This window comes from Jeotgalibaca caeni (assembly GCF_028863945.1).
Lineage (GTDB): Bacteria > Bacillota > Bacilli > Lactobacillales > Aerococcaceae > Jeotgalibaca > Jeotgalibaca caeni.
Genome location: NZ_JARBEA010000018.1, coordinates 24557 through 42854, shown reverse-complemented (window position 1 = coordinate 42854; position 18298 = coordinate 24557). Strand labels below are relative to the sequence as shown.

Sequence of the window (18298 nt, the reverse complement as noted above, 5' to 3'; positions counted from 1 at the left end):
CCTGACTGCGAGCCAATTTGAGCCGAAGGCACTCCATTACAAGGAGGAAAAGCGCCGACAAGAAGAAAAAGAAAAAGCCAAAGCGAGTTAGTCTTCGCTTTGACTTTCATTTGGTCCACCAACACTATTTGACATAGAACCCATTTAAAAAGGTTGAAGCGTATGATGATACGTTTCAACCTTTTTTTGTTGCTTCTATATTTAAATGCGTGCAAGTGAGGCTTAAAATAACCCCTCACTTGCACGCATTTAGCATTTTTGGTATAAGTGAGTCTTTTTTTAGAGCCCACTTGCACGCTTTTTGACATTTTGGTATGAGTGAGGATTTTTTTTAGGCCTCACTTGCACGTTTTGTGCTCGAATGGTAATTTGATGGAGGTTCTTCTTGGATTCCTGTATACTTAGTAAAACAACAATGAGTAGAGGAATGTGAAAGAATGAAAAAGGAAACGGTATTACTTACTGGAGCAAGTTCAGGAATTGGTCGGGAGATGGCGAAGCAATTAAGCAGAAAAGGGCACACAGTCATCCTGGTCGCAAGAAGAAGAGACCGATTAGAGGAACTTGCGGCAGAATTGCCTTCTAATAATCACATCATTACAGCCGACTTAGCAGATTTAGATGCTTGCTATGACTTGTATGAGCAGACAAAAGACATGGATGTGTCGATCCTGATCAACTGTGCCGGCTTTGGATTGTTTGGCGAATTCAGCAAATCTGATTTGGACAAAGAATTAGAAATGGTAGATGTGAACATTAAAGCTCTTCTTGTTTTAACAAAACTATTCATGAAAGATTTTATAGCGAAAGATTACGGCTATATTCTCAACGTTTCTTCTGTAGCGGGGCTGATGCCAGGTGGACCGTACATGGCTGCTTACTACGCTTCTAAGGCATATGTAACCAACTTGACGGTAGCACTCAATGAAGAACTGCAACAGCGTTCTAGTAATGTCTATATCGGCGCACTTTGCCCAGGACCTGTAGATACGGAATTTAACCAAGTTGCAGGTGCTGCTTTTGGACTGAAGAGTATTACTGCCCAAGAGTGCGCGATGTACGGAATTGGCCAGATGTTCCGTGGAAAAACGATTATTGTTCCAGGTATGCTTTTGAAAACGGCAGCTGTGTTAGCAAAAGTAGCGCCGCGTAAATTTGTGGTGAAAATGGCAGGACGTCAGCAGAAGAAAAAGGGGCAGGAATGATGAAAAATCAAAAAGACAGAATGCTTGCTGGAAAGTTGTATAAGGCTGAAGGAGCGGACTTGAAGTTGGATTATGACCGGAATCGCCGGTTAACGTACGAGTTCAACGAATCACGTCATAATGAAATGGAAAGACGGAAGCAGCTCCTCAAGCAGTTGTTAGGAAAAATTGGAGAGAATTACTACATTGAGCCTCCATTTCGATGTGATTATGGCAGCAACATCTATATTGGTGATGATTTCTATGCTAATTATGACTGCATCATCATTGATGTATGTGATGTAACAATTGGAAACAATGTTTACTTGGCGCCGCGCGTTCAGATCTATACGGCCAGCCATCCGATTGATGCGGCGGTTCGAAATATGAATGTGGAGTACGGGAAGCCCGTTACAATCGGAAATAGTGTCTGGGTTGGAGGAAACACGGTCATTAACCCTGGTGTCACGATCGGTGATAATGTGGTGATTGGTTCTGGCTCTGTCGTTACGAAAGATATTCCAAGTAATGTGGTTGTAGCAGGAAATCCTTGCCGGGTCCTGCGGGAAATCACCGATGAAGACAAAATTTATTGGGAAAAAGAAGCTTCTGAATATCATTTAGATATGAATCAATAAAGAATAAAGGTCCTCTTTCATTTGTGCGAATCAGCGCAGATGAAAGAGGAATTTTTTTTATGCACACGGTGTCTTTCTATTGCTGCAGCAATGGAAATAGAGCACGGGAAGTGGTATAATTTAATATATTGTCCAGAAACAATAAGAGTGTAATCACTCGATATAAGAAAGGAGATTACCAATGGTAGAGAATAAAGATCTGCAACAAGAACAAGAGCGGATGGATTATGTCATCTCTGTCATCGAACAGGAAGCAGGACGTCTCCAAGACGAATACGTTGATAAACTGGAGCGTCAGAAAGAATTGCTGAAGCAATCCTCTTCCATTCGGATTAACAATAGTTCCAATGAAGCCATGTGGGAATCCTCCGGTGAACTACGCGAATTTGAGCAAAATCTAACGATAAAAAGTAATGAATTAAATCAAGTCCAAACGCGCCGGAAAGTGCTGGAAAAAATGCAAGAAGACCCTTATTTTGGTCGCATTGATTATCATTCGGTGAAGCAAGAGGATGAAGAATTAGAGCAAATCTATGTAGGAATCGGCTCCTTGTTTGACGAAGGAGAGAATCTGGTAGTTGACTGGCGTGCGCCGATTTCGGCACTGTATTATGAAGCAAACGTGGGAGACAAGATTTCATTGCGTTTTGGTGATGAGCTGCAGAAGTTTGAAGTAGACTTGAAGCGCCAATTCCGTGTGAAAGAGGGAACCATTACCGGCATGATTGATACGGATAACGTCATGGGCGATCCTTATTTATTAGAAGTATTAGAAGGTGGAGCGAGTAATCAGATGGCTCCGGTTATTGCTACTTTACAAAAGGAGCAAAACTATATTGTGCGGGAAACGAAAGCGCGCAATGTATTGATCCAAGGGGTTGCTGGATCTGGAAAAACGGTGGTAGTGATGCAGAAGATTGCGTACATGCTGTATGCTTTTCGCGCACATCTGAAAGCAGAAGAAATTTTACTGTTTTCACCGAACCGCATTTTCCAAGCTTATATTTCTCAAGTATTGCCTTCATTAGGTGAGTGGAACGTAGAGGGAACGACCTTTGCGCAATTTGTTAAGCGCCGCATGCCGACATACGAGCTTATTCCAATGGATATTAGCAAAGTATCTCCTTTTACAGCAGTAAAGGGCAGCCTTGCTTTCTATCATGCTATTGAGCGTTACAGCAAGCTATTGAAGAAAAAATACTTGAAGTTTCGTGATATTGTTCTTCATGGGGAAGTTTTAATTTCTAAAGAAGAGCTAGAGGCTATGCAAGGAACCATCGAAAGCAAAGGTTCTTTATCAGCGCAGTTGGAAATTTTACGGCGGATGATTATTTCGCGTTTACGTGAATTAGAAGTAGATGCTGTGAAGTCGAAATGGGTAGACGAAGCGTTACAAAATATGGATGAAGATGATGTTCATTATTTCGAACGCCAAACGCATGATGTGACCAAACTCGAGAACACGATGCGCCGGGAAATCGTTGCGCAAGCGTTTCGAGGAGTCGAACGAAAAGTGAATAATCAAAGTCATTTGCGTATCCTTGCTCAATACATTCATTTCTTGCGTGTTGTTCCTCAATTGATGGACTTGGACGAGTTTGGTGTCTCGAGCGAAAGCTGGGATGAGCATGCTCTTCTCGTTGCAGAATCTCTGAAAGAGAAAAAATTAGGGCTTGATGATATGACTGCCTTTTATGGGTTAATCCTGCAAATGCGTGGGTTATTGAAGCAAGAAACGTATCAATATATCTGTATTGATGAGGTGCAAGACTTCACACCATTCCAATTGCAACTGTTGAAAGATCTCTATCCGCGTGCTCGTTACGTGATGGCAGGGGACTTGAATCAAAATATTTGGCAAAATAAATTAGCGACCAAAGAACTCGGCACAATTTTTGAAGAGGAAGAAATGGAAGAGCACTTGCTGTTAACCAGCTACCGTTCGACCAAGGAAATCATGGCTTTTGCTGATCAATTTGCAAGTCTTTCAGACCGCACTGCTAAGCCGATTCGTTCTCGTATGAAGCCGACTGTCTGGTTCGAGAAGAGTCCCGAATTCCGCAGCAAGCTTGAAAAAACTGTGCAAGAGCATGTCGCTCGCGGAGAACGGATTGCTATTTTAACGCCAAACTTATCTGGAATCGAAGCTTACTCCGAACAACTGAATGAATGGGGAATCGAGCACCAAGTGATTAACCAGGAAGATGATTTCTTGAGTCATCAAGTGATTATCATGCCAATCGGACTAGCAAAAGGGTTGGAGTTTGATATCGTCATCGCGGTTGGAACAGATGAAGTGTTGGCTTTCGTACAAGAGGAGAGCCGCCAACAAATCTGGTACACCATCTTTAGCCGTGCGATGCATCAACTATATGTAGTCGTTTCGGACAAAGAGTCGAAGTTGTTAGAAGGAATCGATGAAAGTACATATGAAATTGAATAGATAAAGAAAGAGGTGGAAAATAAATTCCGCCTCTTTCTTTATATATTAAATTTACTCTTAAAAATAGGTCCAATAATCCGGAATAAAAGGACAGAAACAATTGAACCAGCCAAACCTTGCAGCAAGTTTAATGGGAAGGCGGCAATCGCAGCGGCCAGTCCATATAGAAACCAATCAGTCAATAAGTAGCCGGTTGCCATCCACACGGCAGCGACGCCAACGGATAGGACCGTCTTTTTCGTCCTCATAAAAAGCCAGCCAGCGAAATATCCTTCTAACCCTTTGATAAAAAAGGTAAAAGGCATATACATGGCATAGCCAGCAATCATGTCGGCTAGGGCACTCCCAATACTGCCTACCCAAAAACCAGCAGCTGGTCCCATCACTAATGCTGCCAACATCACTACTCCATCGCCAATATTTAAGTACCCTTGGGCAAAGGGAATGGGAAAGCGAATTAACAAGGTCATTACGACCGTAAGGGAAGCAAAAAGGGCAAAGAGTACCATTTGATGGGTCTTCGAAACCTTGCCATTTGGTTGATGCATTGCATTGCACATCCTCTCGAATTCATTTTCCTTATTATAGCATGGTTCGAAGGCTGTGATGTTTTTTTTTGAAACGATTCTTCACGCACGGCCGGCATTCTTTTGGTACAATAGGAAAGTAGAGATACAGAATCGACAAGAAGAATAGGCGTGAACGACGAGATGCAACAACCAAGAGTACTTGTGCTTCAAGACATATCAGCTAGCTGCCGAATTTCCATGAATGTAGCAGTGCCCGTATTGAGCTGCTTGAACAATGCAGTGAATGTGCTGCCAACCGCTTTATTAAGCACACATACGGGAGTTAGATTCCCAGATTATACTTTTTTAGACCTTACGAGCGAAATCAAAAAAATTATCCAACATTGGAAAGTTTTATCGATTCAATTTGACGGAATTCTAGTCGGATATTTAGGATCGATTGAACAAATTAATTTGGTTCGCGAATTGAAGCGGGACTTCCTGAAAGAGGACGGAATCCTAGTATTAGACCCTGTAATGGGCGATCATGGCTTTTTGTATCCTGGATTTGATACGATGTATGTGGAAGAAATGCGCAAACTGTGCCAAGAAGTCAGTGTCTTGCTGCCAAATATGACGGAAGCGAGCCTGTTAGTCGGAAGAGACTATCAGCCAGCACCGTATACACCGGAACAGATTGAATCGCTGCTAAAAGAATTGGCAAGCTTAAACCGACAAAAGGTGATGCTTACTGGAGTTTCTTTTGAGGCAGGGAAAGTTGGCGCAGCAAGCTATGACTATGAAAATCAAACGATGACCAATGCGTTTGGGCCTCTTCAACCGGGCCTTTTTGATGGGACAGGTGATTTGTTCAGCAGCGTGATTGGCGGGTTCATGTTCCAACGTAAACCTTTGTCTTATGCAATGGAAACAGCGGTGGAATATGTGCACCGGGTAATTATGCGAACGATTGAAAGTGGAGCAGAGTTGCGTTTCGGCGTCCAGTTTGAGACGGACTTACCGTATTTAATCGAACGCTTGTATCAGAAATAAAGGAGGAGAAATAAATGGATGTAAGTGTTGTTTTCCAACAAATGATTATCTTGATGTTGATGGTGGTGATTGGATATGTTGCCGCCTCAGCACGAATTTTCGAGCAGCATTCTTCCATCAACTTCGCAACGTTGATTAACTATATTACGATCCCCGCGATGGTAATTGGTTCAACAGGAAGTGCAGGAGCTGCCGGCTCAAAAGCGGACAGCTTATTAGTATGATTATTAGCGACCATGGTCTATTTATTCACCTTCCTAATGTCTTTATTAACACCCAAGATCTTTCGGGTTTCCGCTGATGAAGTAGGAATCATGCAGTTCTTGACCGTTTTTTCGAACATTGGATTCATGGGTTTTGCCGTAATTGACTCGATATTTGGTGGCGGCGGATTGTTCTATGCTTCCATTTATAATATCCCAAATGGCTTATTGATTTTCTCGTTAGGAATTTACTTGCTCACGAAAGGGCGGACAGAGAACAAGTTTAACTTCCGCAAACTGCTCTTTATGCCGGCGAATATTGCTGCTATTTTGTCGTTAATCTTTTTTCTTTTCGATATCACCTTGCCTTCCACCATCTTGGCTACGGCTTCCAACATAGGCAATATCACGACACCTTTAGCCATGATTTTGATTGGGATGGCGATGGTGAATATTAATATTAAAAAGGCACTGACCGACGTGCGCATGTACTTATTCGGTTTCTTCCGGTTATTGATTTTCCCCGTACTGGTTTACTTTGTATTGGCAAACATCGTAACCAACGACTTGATGCTTGGCGTATTTGCCCTCATGGCATCCATGCCGGGTCCATCAATGGCCGTTACGTTGTCTACGCAATACGGTGGAAATGTAGAGTTTGCGACGAAGTATGTGTTCCTTTCAACGGTTCTATCGGTTGTGACCATTCCCATTATCAGTTTATTATTGAATTAAAAAAATAGCGTACAAAGAAATTTGTGCGCTATTTTTCTCTTTTGTATGTTAGAATTCTAATTATATTTTAAGTTTCCAGATAGGAGAATGCCTTGATGAAAGTGGAAGAAATGAAACACCGTTCGGAAGTACCGGTAGAGCTAACGTGGGACTTGACTGCTTTGTTTGCAACACGGGAAGATTTTGATAGAGCGGTTGAAGAATTGAAAGAGGCTGTGAGCCGATTTACTCAGAATTATGAAGGAACGTTACGTGATAAAGAAACCATATTGAAAGCCATGGCAGATTACGAAGCAATCTTGATTCAGTTTTCCATGACAAATCACTACTCTTTCTTGCCGCAATCAGCGGACGTAACAGATCCAGAAAATACATCCTTATCCCGGAGGATGAACAATTTGACGGCGAATTTGTCTGCAGCGCTGTCTTCATTTGATTCCGAGCTGTCCAAAGTGCCAGATGAAGTCTTGGATGAAGTTGCGGCTACAGAACCAAAATATCAGTCCTTTATTCGAAAAGTAAAAGCAAATAAGAAAATCCAGCTGGATCCAGCAGTGGAAAAGGCTTTGGCTGAACTTGCTCCGACGTTGCATGCGCCAGAAGATGTATTTGAACAAGCTCGTCTAGCGGATATGGACTTTGGCACCTTTACGGTGGACGGAGTGGAGTATCCACTCAGCTTCGTTTTGTATGAAGATCACTACATGTACCACACTGATGCAGCGATTCGTCGTGCTGCCTTTGATAAATTTTCGAGTGTATTGAAGCAGTACGAAAATGTGGTGGCGCAAGCGTACTATACGCAAGTTCAAAAAGAAAAAACGTTGGCAACCATGCGGGGATTTGATTCTGTTTTTGATTATTTGTTGTATGATCAAGAAGTAGACCGCGATATGTATCACCGTCAAATCGATGTCATTATGACGGAGCTGGCACCGGTCATGCAGAAATACATTACGCACGTCAAAGAAGTGCAAGGTCTTGACAAGATGACGTATGCGGACTTGAAAATTGACTTGGATCCAGAATATTCTCCGCCTGTTACAATCGAAGAGTCGGCGAAAATGGTGAAAGAAGCCATTGGGGTTCTTGGTGAAGAGTATACGGAAATGATTATGAAAGCTTATCCAGAACGTTGGATAGATTTTGCCCAAAACAAAGGGAAATCGACTGGTGGCTTCTGTACCGGAATTGCTGCTAACCAAGCACATCCATACATTTTGATGTCCTGGACCAATCACTTAAGCAATGTTTACACGCTGATTCATGAGCTTGGGCATGCGGGACAAATGATTCTGGCGAACGAAAACAATGCAGTCGTTGGTGCTGATCCATCGCTCTACTTGATTGAGGGACCATCTACCTTTAATGAGTTGCTCTTAACCGATTCACTGACACGCAATACAGATGACCCACGTATGGAACGCTTTGCGTTAACCAAAATGTTGGCGGACACGTATTTCCACAATTTCGTCACTCATTTACTGGAAGCTGCCTACCAACGGGAAGTCTATAAGTTAGTGGATGCAGGACAAAGCTTCGATGCGAACAAGTTGAGTGAAATCAAGCGTTCTGTTTTGGAAGCATTCTGGGGCGATGCAGTTGAAATCAATCCAGGCGCAGAACTGACTTGGATGCGTCAAATCCATTACTACATGGGCTTATATTCTTATACGTATTCTGCAGGATTGACGATTGCGACCCAAGCGTTCTTGAAAGTGAAGGCAGAAGGGCAGCCGGCTGTAGAGCGGTGGTTGGAATTCTTAGGAACAGGTGACCAGTATGTGCCTGCTGAAGCGGCAGCTGTAGCTGGAGTAGATATTACGACTGATCAGCCCCTCAAAGATACGATCCAATACTTGGATGATGCAGTGGAACGAATTTTAGTTTTAACAAAAGAAATAAAAAACGTTTGACAAAGGGAAGAAAATCATCTAGTATCATTAAAAACAAGTCGAACCTTTTTATGAAATGACAATAAGATTAAAAAAGGTGTTGACTTTATGATTGAACTCTCATAGAATACAATCATATCAAAAATTACATACATAAAAAATCAATGATGAAGAGAGTAGATTGGAATCTTTTCCTAAAGCGAGTCAGGGTAGAGTGGAAGCCTGGCAGGAAAACTCTGGTTGAAGCGCACTTCATCGATGAAGCGGTGAACCGAATAGTAGCCCCTTCCGCAGATCATGCGTTATTACAATGAGGTGGATGTGTCTTTGAGCACGTCAACTAGAGTGGTACCGCGGATAAAAATAAACTTTGACCCGTCTCTTGCGTAATAGCAGGAGACGGTTTTTTTATTGCCAAAATTTACTAAAGGGAGATTGAACTACACATGTCGATCGAGTTTTTACAAACCTATTTACCCCTGTACTTTCGTGGGGCAGGCTATACCATTGCTTTATCATTTTTCTCTATCATCTTTGGGGTTCTCTTAGGTTCACTGCTGGCGGTCATGAAAATGTCCAAGAAATCTTGGCTAAGAGGTCCAGCTAAAGCTTATATTCAAGTAGTCCGAGGCACGCCATTATTGGTTCAACTCTTTATTATTTATTACGGACTATACACAATGAACATTGAATTGCCTGACTTCATGTCTGGTGTCATTACCGTATCTTTGAACTCAGCGGCGTATATTGCTGAAATTATCCGGGCCGGAATTCAAGCGGTAGACAAAGGCCAGATGGAAGCAGCACGTTCCATCGGGATGAGCCACAACTTGGCCATGCGCCAAATCATTTATCCGCAAGCTTTGAAAAATATCTTACCTGCGTTAGGAAATGAATTTATTACCTTGATGAAAGAGTCCTCGATCATTTCGGTCGTTGGGATGCGCGATTTGATGTTCAACGCGCAAGTGGTAGCAGGAGCGACTTATCAACCGTTTATGCCGTATATTGTAGCGGCAGTGTTCTACTTCTTCATGACGTCGGTTGCTAGCATGCTGCTCACTATGTTTGAAAGGAGATTGAAGCAAAGTGATTAAGACGAAAGCACTAACCAAATCATTTGGTGAAAAGAAAGTATTAAAGGGAATCGATGAAGAAGTTAAAAATGGTGAAGTAGTTGTGGTAATTGGGCCATCGGGTTCAGGAAAGAGCACATTCTTGCGCTGCTTGAACTTGCTGGAAGAGCCAACCAGTGGCGAAGTCATTTTTAACGATCAAGTGATTAATCAAAAAGGAATCAACATTGACGGGGTTCGTACCAAAATGGGAATGGTGTTCCAGAGCTTTAACTTGTTCCCACATCTAACGGTGCTGGAAAATATCACCATCGGACCTTTGCAAATTAAGAAAATGAAACCCGATGAGGCGAAGAAAATTGCGATGGATTTACTGACCAGCATGGGATTGGTAGATAAAGCCGAGGTATATCCAAAGTCCTTGTCAGGCGGGCAACAACAACGGATTGCAATCGCCAGATCATTGGCTATGCAGCCAGAAATGATGTTGTTCGACGAACCAACTTCAGCGCTTGATCCAGAGATGGTAGGCGAAGTTTTACAAGTTATGAAAAATTTGGCCATGGATGGAATGACCATGGTTGTGGTAACGCACGAAATGGGCTTTGCCCGTGAAGTAGGGGACCGCGTTATTTTTATGGATGACGGTCAAGTGGTAGAGCAAGGTACACCAGCCCAGATATTCGACCACCCATCACATCCGCGGACACAAGATTTTCTATCAAAAGTTTTATAATAAGAGGAGGAAATAAGATGAAAAAGCAATGGATTAAAGGAATCGTAGGATTAATGAGCATGTTCACTCTAGCAGCATGTGGAGTAGAAGCAACGACAGATGAGGCAGCTGCTGGAAACAAACTGGAAGAAATTAAAGAAAAAGGCGTATTGACGATTGCCACTACCGCAGACTACCCGCCATATGAATGGCATTTAGTAAAAGAGGGCGAAGACAAAATCGTTGGTTTTGACATCGATATCGCGCAAGCAATCGCAGATGAGTGGGGCGTAGATTTAGAAGTCAAAGATATGGACTTTGATGGCTTGATTCCAGCTCTTTCAACTGGAAAAGTGGACTTGGTGCTCGCTGGAATGAACCCAACGCCTGAAAGAGCGGAGAGTGTGGATTTCACTGATATTTATGTAACGACGCTTGACACGGTCTTGATTAGAAAAGAAGATGCAGACAAATACAATTCGAAAGAGTCCTTGAAAGACGCTAACTGGGCAACACAAAAAGCGACGATTCAAGAAGAATTCCTGCAAGAAGAATTCGCTGATTCCGAACTGCAATCCGTTGGGAAATGGGGAACGGCTATTTTATCTTTGAAAACGGGTAAAGTGGATGCTATTTTGATGGTAGAAACAGTTGCAAACCAATACGCTGTTGAAAACGATGATTTGATGATTGCAAACGTAGATGACTTGGGCAGCACGCCAAACGAAGCAGCAATAGCTGTCCAAAAAGGCAATGAAGAATTCTTGGAAGAAGTAAACGGCATCTTGAATAACTTGCAAGAAGCAGGAACAGTTGACGAATTGATTTTGAAAAACGTTGAATTGATGGAAGAAAATACAATCGAGTAAGCTAAAAAGGTTCTCAGCGGATGCTGGGAACCTTTTTTTTGACCTTGCGTTGCGATAGAGCGTGGAAATGTTTGACTATCGCAACGATAAAGCTAGTATCGTTGTGATAGAGCGCGAATAAACTTCACTATCACAACGCAACGAAGTCTTGCGTTGCGATAGAAGAGCAACTAGCTTCGCTATCGCTACGATAACTGTATCTTATTTCAAACGGTCGTCATATTGTGCGCGCTCGCCGCCGATGGAGCGGGGACGAGTACGAGCTGCTGACAAAATGGCGCCGCCAATTTTTTTAACGGCTAGACGAACGGGAACTACAACCGGAACCATATGCATTCCGATAAAGGTTTGCCCGATATCGATGCCTGCTTTAGCACCCACAGATTCAACGAGCACAGGCTGTTTCATGCCTGCGTAAGCGGCTGTAGCGAAACTTCCGCCTGCTTTCACATGAGGAACGGCATTGACGATTGGATAGCGTTCTACTTTGGCGACACTTTTTTCAATCACTAAGGAACGGTTCAAATGTTCGCAACATTGAGCTGCCATATTCAAGTTGTGTTCAGCTAAAATAGCTTGTGCGGTTTCAAAAATGGCTTGTCCGATTTCTTGACTAGAGCCTGTGCCAATTTTCTCGCTCATCACTTCGCTGGAGGAACAGCCGACAACAACGATATCGCCTTCATCCAAATTGGACACTTCAATCAGCTCGCGAAGTGCACGCTCCGTTTGCTCTTTAACTTCATTTAACATGGATCACGCCTCTTTCTCCTTCATTCTTCGCTTCTATTATCATACAAAATGATGAAAAATACCACCCATTCGCAAATGAGTGGTAGACATCTTTACTTTTTAGATTGAATATTCATGATCCCTTCTGCGATCGCTGCGAAGATTCCAAACCCAATTCCGACAATCGGGAAGACAACCCAAGCTGTATCCCATGCTCCGTTGAAGAAGCCTTGGTATAAATAATAGAGCGTGGCCACAGGGAAAACAATGGATGCCACGGTTTCGGTCAGATTGTTGGTTTTCACTTTCACTCTCGTATGCGAGCCAACGGTCAGCAATTTTTCATAGGTATCATTTTGAATTCCATAATAAACGAACATGAAAACGCCGGTAGCAATGAAGCTCATCAAGAAGACGACGCTTATGATATGATCTTCTCCCAAAAACATAAACGAGAGCATCAGTACAACAACCCCTAAAATACAGAGAACAACTCCAGAAGCGATGGCATAACTGAAACGTTGTTTGAAAGAATCAAATTCGCGCTTCAAACGTGCATACGTGACTTTATCAATCTGTAAAATCTTTTTGTCAAAAGGATAGGCCGACTCGCGCATCCCGAAAATGATAAAAATACCGACTGCCACTGCAATGGTTAGAAGCATAAGGGCAATGGAAAGGAAATCTGCTGCATTGGAAGCAGAGAATACACGTTGGAAGACGCTATCTGTTAGTAAATAAATCGGCACAGCCAGAATACTCAAGAACACGCCAATCGCCATGGCAAAGGAATACTTCTGACGATGCATGATATAAGCTTCCACATCTTCATCATTCATAACAACGACATCTGAATCAACTGTTTCTTCTTCCAGCTGAATTTCGTATTCTTCTAAAATTTCATCTATATTCCCAAAGTCGGAGAGTACAGTCCCAATTGCCTCATTCTCGCTGACCCCACTTTCCTTCAGGTCATGGTACTTGTCCTCCATATTGCGCAACATCTCTTCCTTTAGTTCCTCCATTTGCGGCGTGCGCGGCAGGTTGACAAAAACAGATTCGACATAATTATAAATGGTATTCATGCAGATTCCCTCCTATGAATTTTTTCATTAAGCTTTCAATTTCTTGCCATTCTTCTACCTTTTCGGCATAAATGGTTTTCCCTAAAGGTGTAATGCTGTAATACGTTCGTGGCTTCCCAAATGTTTTTTCCGAAGGGTAGGAGCGAATGAGTTCCTTCTTTTCCAATCGGGCAAACGCAGAGTAGAGCGTTGTTTCTTTCATGACATAAGTGCCGTTCGAGATGTCTTTGATCGTGCTGGAAATTTCATAGCCGTAGGAATCTTCCTTCATCAAGAGCGAGAGGATCAGCAAATCGTTAAACCCCCGCATGACATCACTGGAAATCATCTACTCACCTCACTTTACTTCATCTGTCGTAGTAACCATAGAATACCACGATTACTACGATAGGTAAAGTAATTTGATAAATAAAAAACGTTCGTGTTTGTGAGCTTTACATTTTTATGTAAGCTGATATAATGAAGTCATCATTTACAAAAACGAAATAAAAACCGAATGTTTTAATTAATGTTCGGAAATAGGAGGAAAAGATGGAAGCCAATATGGAAAAGCCAATTGAATTGGCAAAAAAGAATGTCGCAACAGAGGGTCAAACGGACGAGACGGAATTGTATTATGGGATTGATGATACTCCGGATTTGATGACTACAACCGTGTTAGGGTTTCAAAATGTGATCACTGCTTTTGGTGGACTTGTGGCAGTTCCTTTAGTATTGGCAGGAATAGCAGGTTTTGGTGTAGCAGATACCGCTTATCTAGTAAGTGCGGCTTTATTGGTTTCCGGAATTGTTTCGATTATTCAATCAAAAGGGATTGGTCCAAAGGCGTTTCGTGTAGGAGCAGGCGTTCCAACCATTATGGGAACGGACTTTGCTTTCGTAGGGCCTGCAGCAGCAGTTATTGGCCAAGGAGGCATTGCCGCTTACTTTGGCGGAACGATGTTGGCTTCGTTGTTAGAATTTGGAATGAGTTATTTTATTAAACCATTGATGAAATTCTTCCCGCCAGTTGTAACAGGTTCGGTTATTTCTTTGATGGGGATGACGTTAATGTCTGTGGCAATGGATTGGGCTGCAGGAGGAGTAGGGGCGGCAGGATATGGCGCGCCGATTAATATCGGAATTGCGGTCGTTGTCTTTTTAATCATTGCCTTAATCAATCACTATGCCGGCAAACGTTTCGCACCACTCGCCGTCTTAATGGGAGCAGTTATTGGTTACTTGATTTGTATTCCGATGGGGATGGTCGATTTCCAACAAGTACGTGATGCTGCCTGGTTTGCATGGCCACAAGTATTCAAATACGGCATTACGTTCCGCTTGGAATATGCGATTCCGTTCTTGACCGGCTACTTGGTTACCATTATTGAAACAGTCGGGGTAATGCAGACACTTGGTCAAGTTACCAAAACAGAAATGACGGATGAAGCCATCGCAGCTGGGGTTCGTGCGGATGCAGTCGGCTCATGGATCGGACCGGTCTTAGGTTCCGGACCAGCCGCAACGTTCAGCCAAAATGCTGGGTTAATACCTTTGACGAAAAACGCTTCTCGTAAAGTAGCCATCGCAGCTGGTGTGATTATGATTTTAATGAGCTTATTTCCGAAGTTCGCAACGTTAGTATCTATCATGCCGATGCCGGTTCTAGGTGGTGCTGGAATCTTGATGTTCGGTACGGTTGCTGCTTCTGGAATTCAATCCTTATCGCGTGTGAAATTCAATAACCGCAACATGATTATCGTTGCTGCCTCGATCGGGATCGGTCTTGGTGTGGCGTTCCGTCCAGAAGTCACCGCCGCTTTACCAGGTTTCTTGAGCGGCTTGTTCTCTTCAGGAATTTCGGCTGGAACCATCGTAGCACTTGTACTCAACCTTATCTTAAAAGAAAAACCAGAAGAAGCTGCTGTACCAGAAGCAGCGTAAGTCATTAAAAAACCCTCTCATCCACGTTACTGTGGCTGGGAGGGATTTTTTGTGGCTAAGTCCAAGACTTCAATCAATAAGGTTTGAAAAGTTTGAGCATCAGCTTGCGTAAAGGGTTTTGGACCTTTTGTGCGCTTGCCGCTCTTTCTCATCTGCGCACTGAGGTAGCGGGATTCAAGCAAACGTTCAATGTTATACTGGTCGTACTGAAATCCTTTGTGATGAAGGACCGTCACACCTTTCAACAAAGCCATGGATGCAAGGCCGTAGTCCTGAGTAATCAACACATCAGAGCGTTGTGCCAACTGCATGATTTTGTAATCCGCCGCTTCCTTTTCAGAATCAACATAAACGGTTTCCACATGAGAAGGGTGAACTTTGTTGGAAAAATGGGCGAAGCTAGCGACCAAAATAACGTCCAATCCACGTTTTTTCGCTTCTTGAATGACGATTCCCTTGACTGGGCTGGCGTCACTATCAATAATAATCTTCATTTTTATCCTCCTCCTTGTTCTATTCTAACAAAAGTCATAAAGATTCGTTAATTTTTACCCTGTTTCTTGAATTAATTCCTCGAACCACTTAAGATAACTATGTACGAGATGGATCTAAGAAAGAAAAGAGGTCGAACATGAAAATCGGGATTGATAAGATAGGTTTTTATACACCACCCCTATATGTAGATATGAATGAATTAGCTGAGGTGCGCGGTGACGACCCAGCAAAATATACGGTCGGAATTGGCCAATCTCAAATGGCGGTACCACCGTTAAGTCAGGATATTGTCTCCATGGCGGCAAATGCTGCTCTCCAAATTCTGGAGGAAGAAGACAAACAAAAGATTGACCTCGTTATTGTAGGTACAGAAAGTGGCTTTGATGCTTCTAAATCAGCCGCTACGTATGTCCATCAATTACTAGGAATTCAACCAGGTGCTCGCTCCATGGAAATCAAGCATGCCTGTTACGGGGCAACTGCAGGTATCCAAATGGCGAAAGGGCACATTGCTCTTCATCCAGACCGTAAAGCGTTGGTAATTGGTACGGATATTGCTCGTTATGGGTTGGCTACGGGCGGGGAAGTTACACAAGGTGCGGGTGCTGTAGCGATGCTGATCAGCGCAGATCCACGCATTTTAGCTTTCGAAGACGAACCAGCTTATGTAACGCATGACATCATGGATTTCTGGCGTCCTGTTTATTCACCGTATGCGATGGTGGACGGGAAATATTCAAATGAGCAGTATATCGCCTTTTTCCAAGAAGTGTGGAATTTATATAAGGGAAAAAATCAACGTACGTTAGCGGATATGGATGCTATGTGTTTCCACTTGCCTTACACCAAAATGGGTAAAAAGGCATTGAGCCAAGTCTTGGCGGAAGCGGACGAAGAGAAACAAGCAGAGTTGCTTGCGGCATACGAAGCGAGTATCCTCTATAACCGAAACGTAGGAAATATTTACACGGGATCCTTGTATCTCAGCTTCTTGTCGCTGTTGGAAAATAGTACGGAGCTGGCTGAAGGCGACCGCATTGGACTCTTCAGTTATGGTTCAGGTGCAGTAGGAGAATTCTTCGCTGGAACACTTGTAGCTGGATACCGTGAGCAATTAGCGTCTGCTGATTATGCAGATATGTTTGAAAATCGCCGTAAAATCAGTGTAGCGGAGTATGAAGCAATCTTCTCCCACTCACTACCAGAAGATGGTTCAGAGCTGGCAATCGATGGGAGCGAGGATTCCTCCGCAGTTTGTTTGTCGGGAATCAACACACATAAACGGCATTACTTTGTAAAATAAGAAGAAGACAAAACGCAAATTTATGCGTTTTATCTTCTTCTTTTATTTTTTCCCGCGCAATGCAGCTAAAATTTCTTCAGCAGTAGCTAGGTTCATATTTTTTTGTTGCTTCAATTCTTGGGTGACGGCTTCGATTTCTTCGCCGGTAGCGCCAGCACTGATGGCAAGAGAACGCGCATGAAGTCCCATGTGCCCCTTTTGAATGCCTTCCGTGACTAGAGCCCGAATCGCGGAAAAGTTTTGTGCCAAGCCGACCGATGCGATAATGGACTCTAAGGTTTCTGCATCTGGGTGATCCAATAAATGATGGGTCAACTGAGCCCCAGGATGAAAGGAAATCGATCCGCCGACTGCACCTACTGGGAGTGGCAAGGTGAGGGAGCCGACTAGGTCGCCGTTTTCTGCTTTCGCCCACATAGAAAGACTGCGGTATTGACCACTGCGAGCGGCATAAGCATGAGCGCCCGCTTCGATGGCCCGCCAGTCATTTCCACTAGCCAGTACAACCGCGTCAATGCCATTCATGATTCCTTTGTTGTGCGTTACGGCCCGGTACGGATCAACCGTTGCAACCTGTGCCGCCAAAACAATGCGGTCCCGTACTTCCTCGCCGCTCAAGGTTCCTTTGGCAAGAGCTGCCGCTGGAATCCGGCAAGTCGAAGTTACCAAGCATTCGGTCGCATAGTTTGAAAGAATCCCCATCAAAGCCGTGCCTTTTGAATATTCTTCAAGTAAGGGGAGGACCGCTTCCATCATCGTATTGACGATGTTCGCGCCCATCGCCTCCATCGTCTCCACATGGACATGCACAATCAGGAAGTAGGGTGAGCCGATGGATTCATCCGCTGCAATTTCCCAAATGCGAATCGAATCAGCGCCGCCACCTCGTCGAACAATAGAAGGGTGAGCGGCATTTGCTGCCTGCAAAATCTTGGTTTCTTGTTCCTCGATGGTTGCAATAGCAGCTGCTGGATCCGGCACATTCGTAAGGATTGCTTGCCCAATCATCATCCGCTCGGTCACAGCCGTTTCGAACCCGCCATATTGCCCAAACAGTTTAGCAGCCGCACTGGCGGCAGCAATCACAGACGGTTCCTCCACTGCCATCGGAACGGCATATTCCTTCCCGTCAATCAAAAAGTTCAATGCCACGCCATACGGCAGCTGATAAGTCGCAATTTGATTCTCAATCATGCTGTTGGCCATTTCATCTGGCAATACTGCATTTTCTTCTACCGCTTTGCGAAAGGTGGCATCCAACATGCCCACCTGTTCCAAAGCGTCAATCCGTTCGGCGCGGCTTTTTTTATAAAACCCGCTCAACGGATTTCGTTCATATTCATTCATGATTCTCCTCCAAGAGTTTTTCTTCATCTTCGCATCATTATCTTAGCACAATTATGCGAGGAAAGAAGTATTTTTAGAAAGTGGACAAGTGGG

At 43.5% G+C, this 18298-nt stretch carries 18 protein-coding genes and 1 other annotated feature; of the genes, 12 read left to right on the top strand and 6 right to left on the bottom strand.

All coding sequences use genetic code 11. The annotated features are described in order from the left end of the window. Window positions 1-437: 437 nt before the first annotated feature. The 3 genes from PVE40_RS05580 (at window position 438) to helD (ending at window position 4265) form a co-directional block, all read left to right on the top strand. A complete protein-coding gene (locus PVE40_RS05580; protein ID WP_274730901.1) occupies window positions 438-1205 on the top strand; it encodes an SDR family NAD(P)-dependent oxidoreductase in 768 nt (255 codons plus the stop codon). Then, window positions 1205-1822: a sugar O-acetyltransferase gene (locus PVE40_RS05575; protein WP_274730900.1), complete on the top strand. Its 618-nt coding sequence runs from the start codon at window positions 1205-1207 to the stop codon at window positions 1820-1822. Before PVE40_RS05580 ends, PVE40_RS05575 begins: the two co-directional genes overlap by 1 nt. A 181-nt stretch (window positions 1823-2003) precedes the next feature. After that, complete coding sequence (helD, locus tag PVE40_RS05570) at window positions 2004-4265, top strand: RNA polymerase recycling motor HelD (protein ID WP_274730899.1); 2262 nt, start codon at window positions 2004-2006, stop codon at window positions 4263-4265. A gap of 38 nt (window positions 4266-4303) precedes the next feature. Here the strand turns inward: helD and PVE40_RS05565 are convergent, their stop codons facing one another. Next, complete coding sequence (locus PVE40_RS05565) at window positions 4304-4813, bottom strand: ECF transporter S component (protein WP_274730898.1); 510 nt, start codon at window positions 4811-4813, stop codon at window positions 4304-4306. A gap of 162 nt (window positions 4814-4975) precedes the next feature. On the opposite strand from PVE40_RS05565, the gene PVE40_RS05560 reads away from it, so the two are divergent. From PVE40_RS05560 to PVE40_RS05530, 7 genes are all read left to right on the top strand, one after another. After that, window positions 4976-5827, top strand: a complete 852-nt coding sequence (locus PVE40_RS05560; RefSeq protein WP_274730897.1) for a pyridoxamine kinase — start codon at window positions 4976-4978, stop codon at window positions 5825-5827. Between the two features lie 14 nt (window positions 5828-5841). Continuing rightward, complete coding sequence (locus PVE40_RS05555; RefSeq protein ID WP_274730896.1) at window positions 5842-6051, top strand: hypothetical protein; 210 nt, start codon at window positions 5842-5844, stop codon at window positions 6049-6051. 12 nt (window positions 6052-6063) lie between these two features. Further along, window positions 6064-6765: an AEC family transporter gene (locus PVE40_RS05550; RefSeq protein ID WP_274730895.1), complete on the top strand. Its 702-nt coding sequence runs from the start codon at window positions 6064-6066 to the stop codon at window positions 6763-6765. 95 nt (window positions 6766-6860) lie between these two features. Beyond that, on the top strand, window positions 6861-8681 hold the full coding sequence (gene pepF, locus PVE40_RS05545) for an oligoendopeptidase F (protein ID WP_274730894.1): 1821 nt from the start codon (window positions 6861-6863) through the stop codon (window positions 8679-8681). A gap of 134 nt (window positions 8682-8815) precedes the next feature. Next, window positions 8816-9046 (top strand) — a binding site (T-box leader). 60 nt (window positions 9047-9106) lie between these two features. Then, window positions 9107-9757 carry an amino acid ABC transporter permease gene (locus PVE40_RS05540; RefSeq protein ID WP_274730893.1) on the top strand — a complete coding sequence of 217 codons (651 nt, stop codon included), beginning with the start codon at window positions 9107-9109 and terminating at the stop codon, window positions 9755-9757. Next, entirely contained in the window at window positions 9750-10472 is a 723-nt protein-coding gene (locus tag PVE40_RS05535; protein WP_274730892.1) for an amino acid ABC transporter ATP-binding protein, read from the top strand. The genes PVE40_RS05540 and PVE40_RS05535 overlap by 8 nt, the downstream gene beginning before the upstream one ends. Before the next feature lie 17 nt (window positions 10473-10489). Beyond that, entirely contained in the window at window positions 10490-11320 is an 831-nt protein-coding gene (locus tag PVE40_RS05530; RefSeq protein WP_274730891.1) for a transporter substrate-binding domain-containing protein, read from the top strand. A gap of 201 nt (window positions 11321-11521) precedes the next feature. On the opposite strand, the gene PVE40_RS05525 is transcribed toward PVE40_RS05530, so the two are convergent. The 3 genes from PVE40_RS05525 to PVE40_RS05515 all read right to left on the bottom strand — a co-directional run bounded on the left by PVE40_RS05525 (window position 11522) and on the right by PVE40_RS05515 (window position 13465). Further along, complete coding sequence (locus tag PVE40_RS05525) at window positions 11522-12073, bottom strand: TIGR01440 family protein (RefSeq protein ID WP_274730890.1); 552 nt, start codon at window positions 12071-12073, stop codon at window positions 11522-11524. Window positions 12074-12165: 92 nt separating this feature from the next. Further along, entirely contained in the window at window positions 12166-13137 is a 972-nt protein-coding gene (locus PVE40_RS05520; protein ID WP_274730889.1) for a permease prefix domain 1-containing protein, read from the bottom strand. After that, the gene (locus tag PVE40_RS05515) at window positions 13121-13465 is read right to left on the bottom strand and encodes a PadR family transcriptional regulator (protein WP_274730888.1); all 345 of its coding nucleotides are present in this window, start codon (window positions 13463-13465) and stop codon (window positions 13121-13123) included. The genes PVE40_RS05520 and PVE40_RS05515 overlap by 17 nt, the downstream gene beginning before the upstream one ends. 203 nt (window positions 13466-13668) lie before the next feature. On the opposite strand from PVE40_RS05515, the gene PVE40_RS05510 reads away from it, so the two are divergent. Further along, window positions 13669-15060 (top strand): uracil-xanthine permease family protein, encoded by a 1392-nt coding sequence (locus PVE40_RS05510; protein WP_274730887.1) that lies wholly within the window; start codon window positions 13669-13671, stop codon window positions 15058-15060. Window positions 15061-15086: 26 nt separating this feature from the next. Here PVE40_RS05510 and PVE40_RS05505 read toward each other — a convergent pair whose 3' ends face one another. Beyond that, a complete protein-coding gene (locus tag PVE40_RS05505) occupies window positions 15087-15554 on the bottom strand; it encodes a YaiI/YqxD family protein (RefSeq protein WP_274730886.1) in 468 nt (155 codons plus the stop codon). A 137-nt stretch (window positions 15555-15691) separates the two neighbouring features. Here PVE40_RS05505 and PVE40_RS05500 point away from each other — a divergent pair, with 137 nt between their 5' ends. Further along, window positions 15692-16858: a hydroxymethylglutaryl-CoA synthase gene (locus PVE40_RS05500; RefSeq protein WP_274730885.1), complete on the top strand. Its 1167-nt coding sequence runs from the start codon at window positions 15692-15694 to the stop codon at window positions 16856-16858. 42 nt (window positions 16859-16900) lie between these two features. Here PVE40_RS05500 and PVE40_RS05495 read toward each other — a convergent pair whose 3' ends face one another. Continuing rightward, window positions 16901-18232, bottom strand: coding sequence for a hydroxymethylglutaryl-CoA reductase, degradative (locus PVE40_RS05495; protein WP_274730884.1), 1332 nt, complete (start codon window positions 18230-18232; stop codon window positions 16901-16903). Window positions 18233-18298 lie beyond the last annotated feature (66 nt).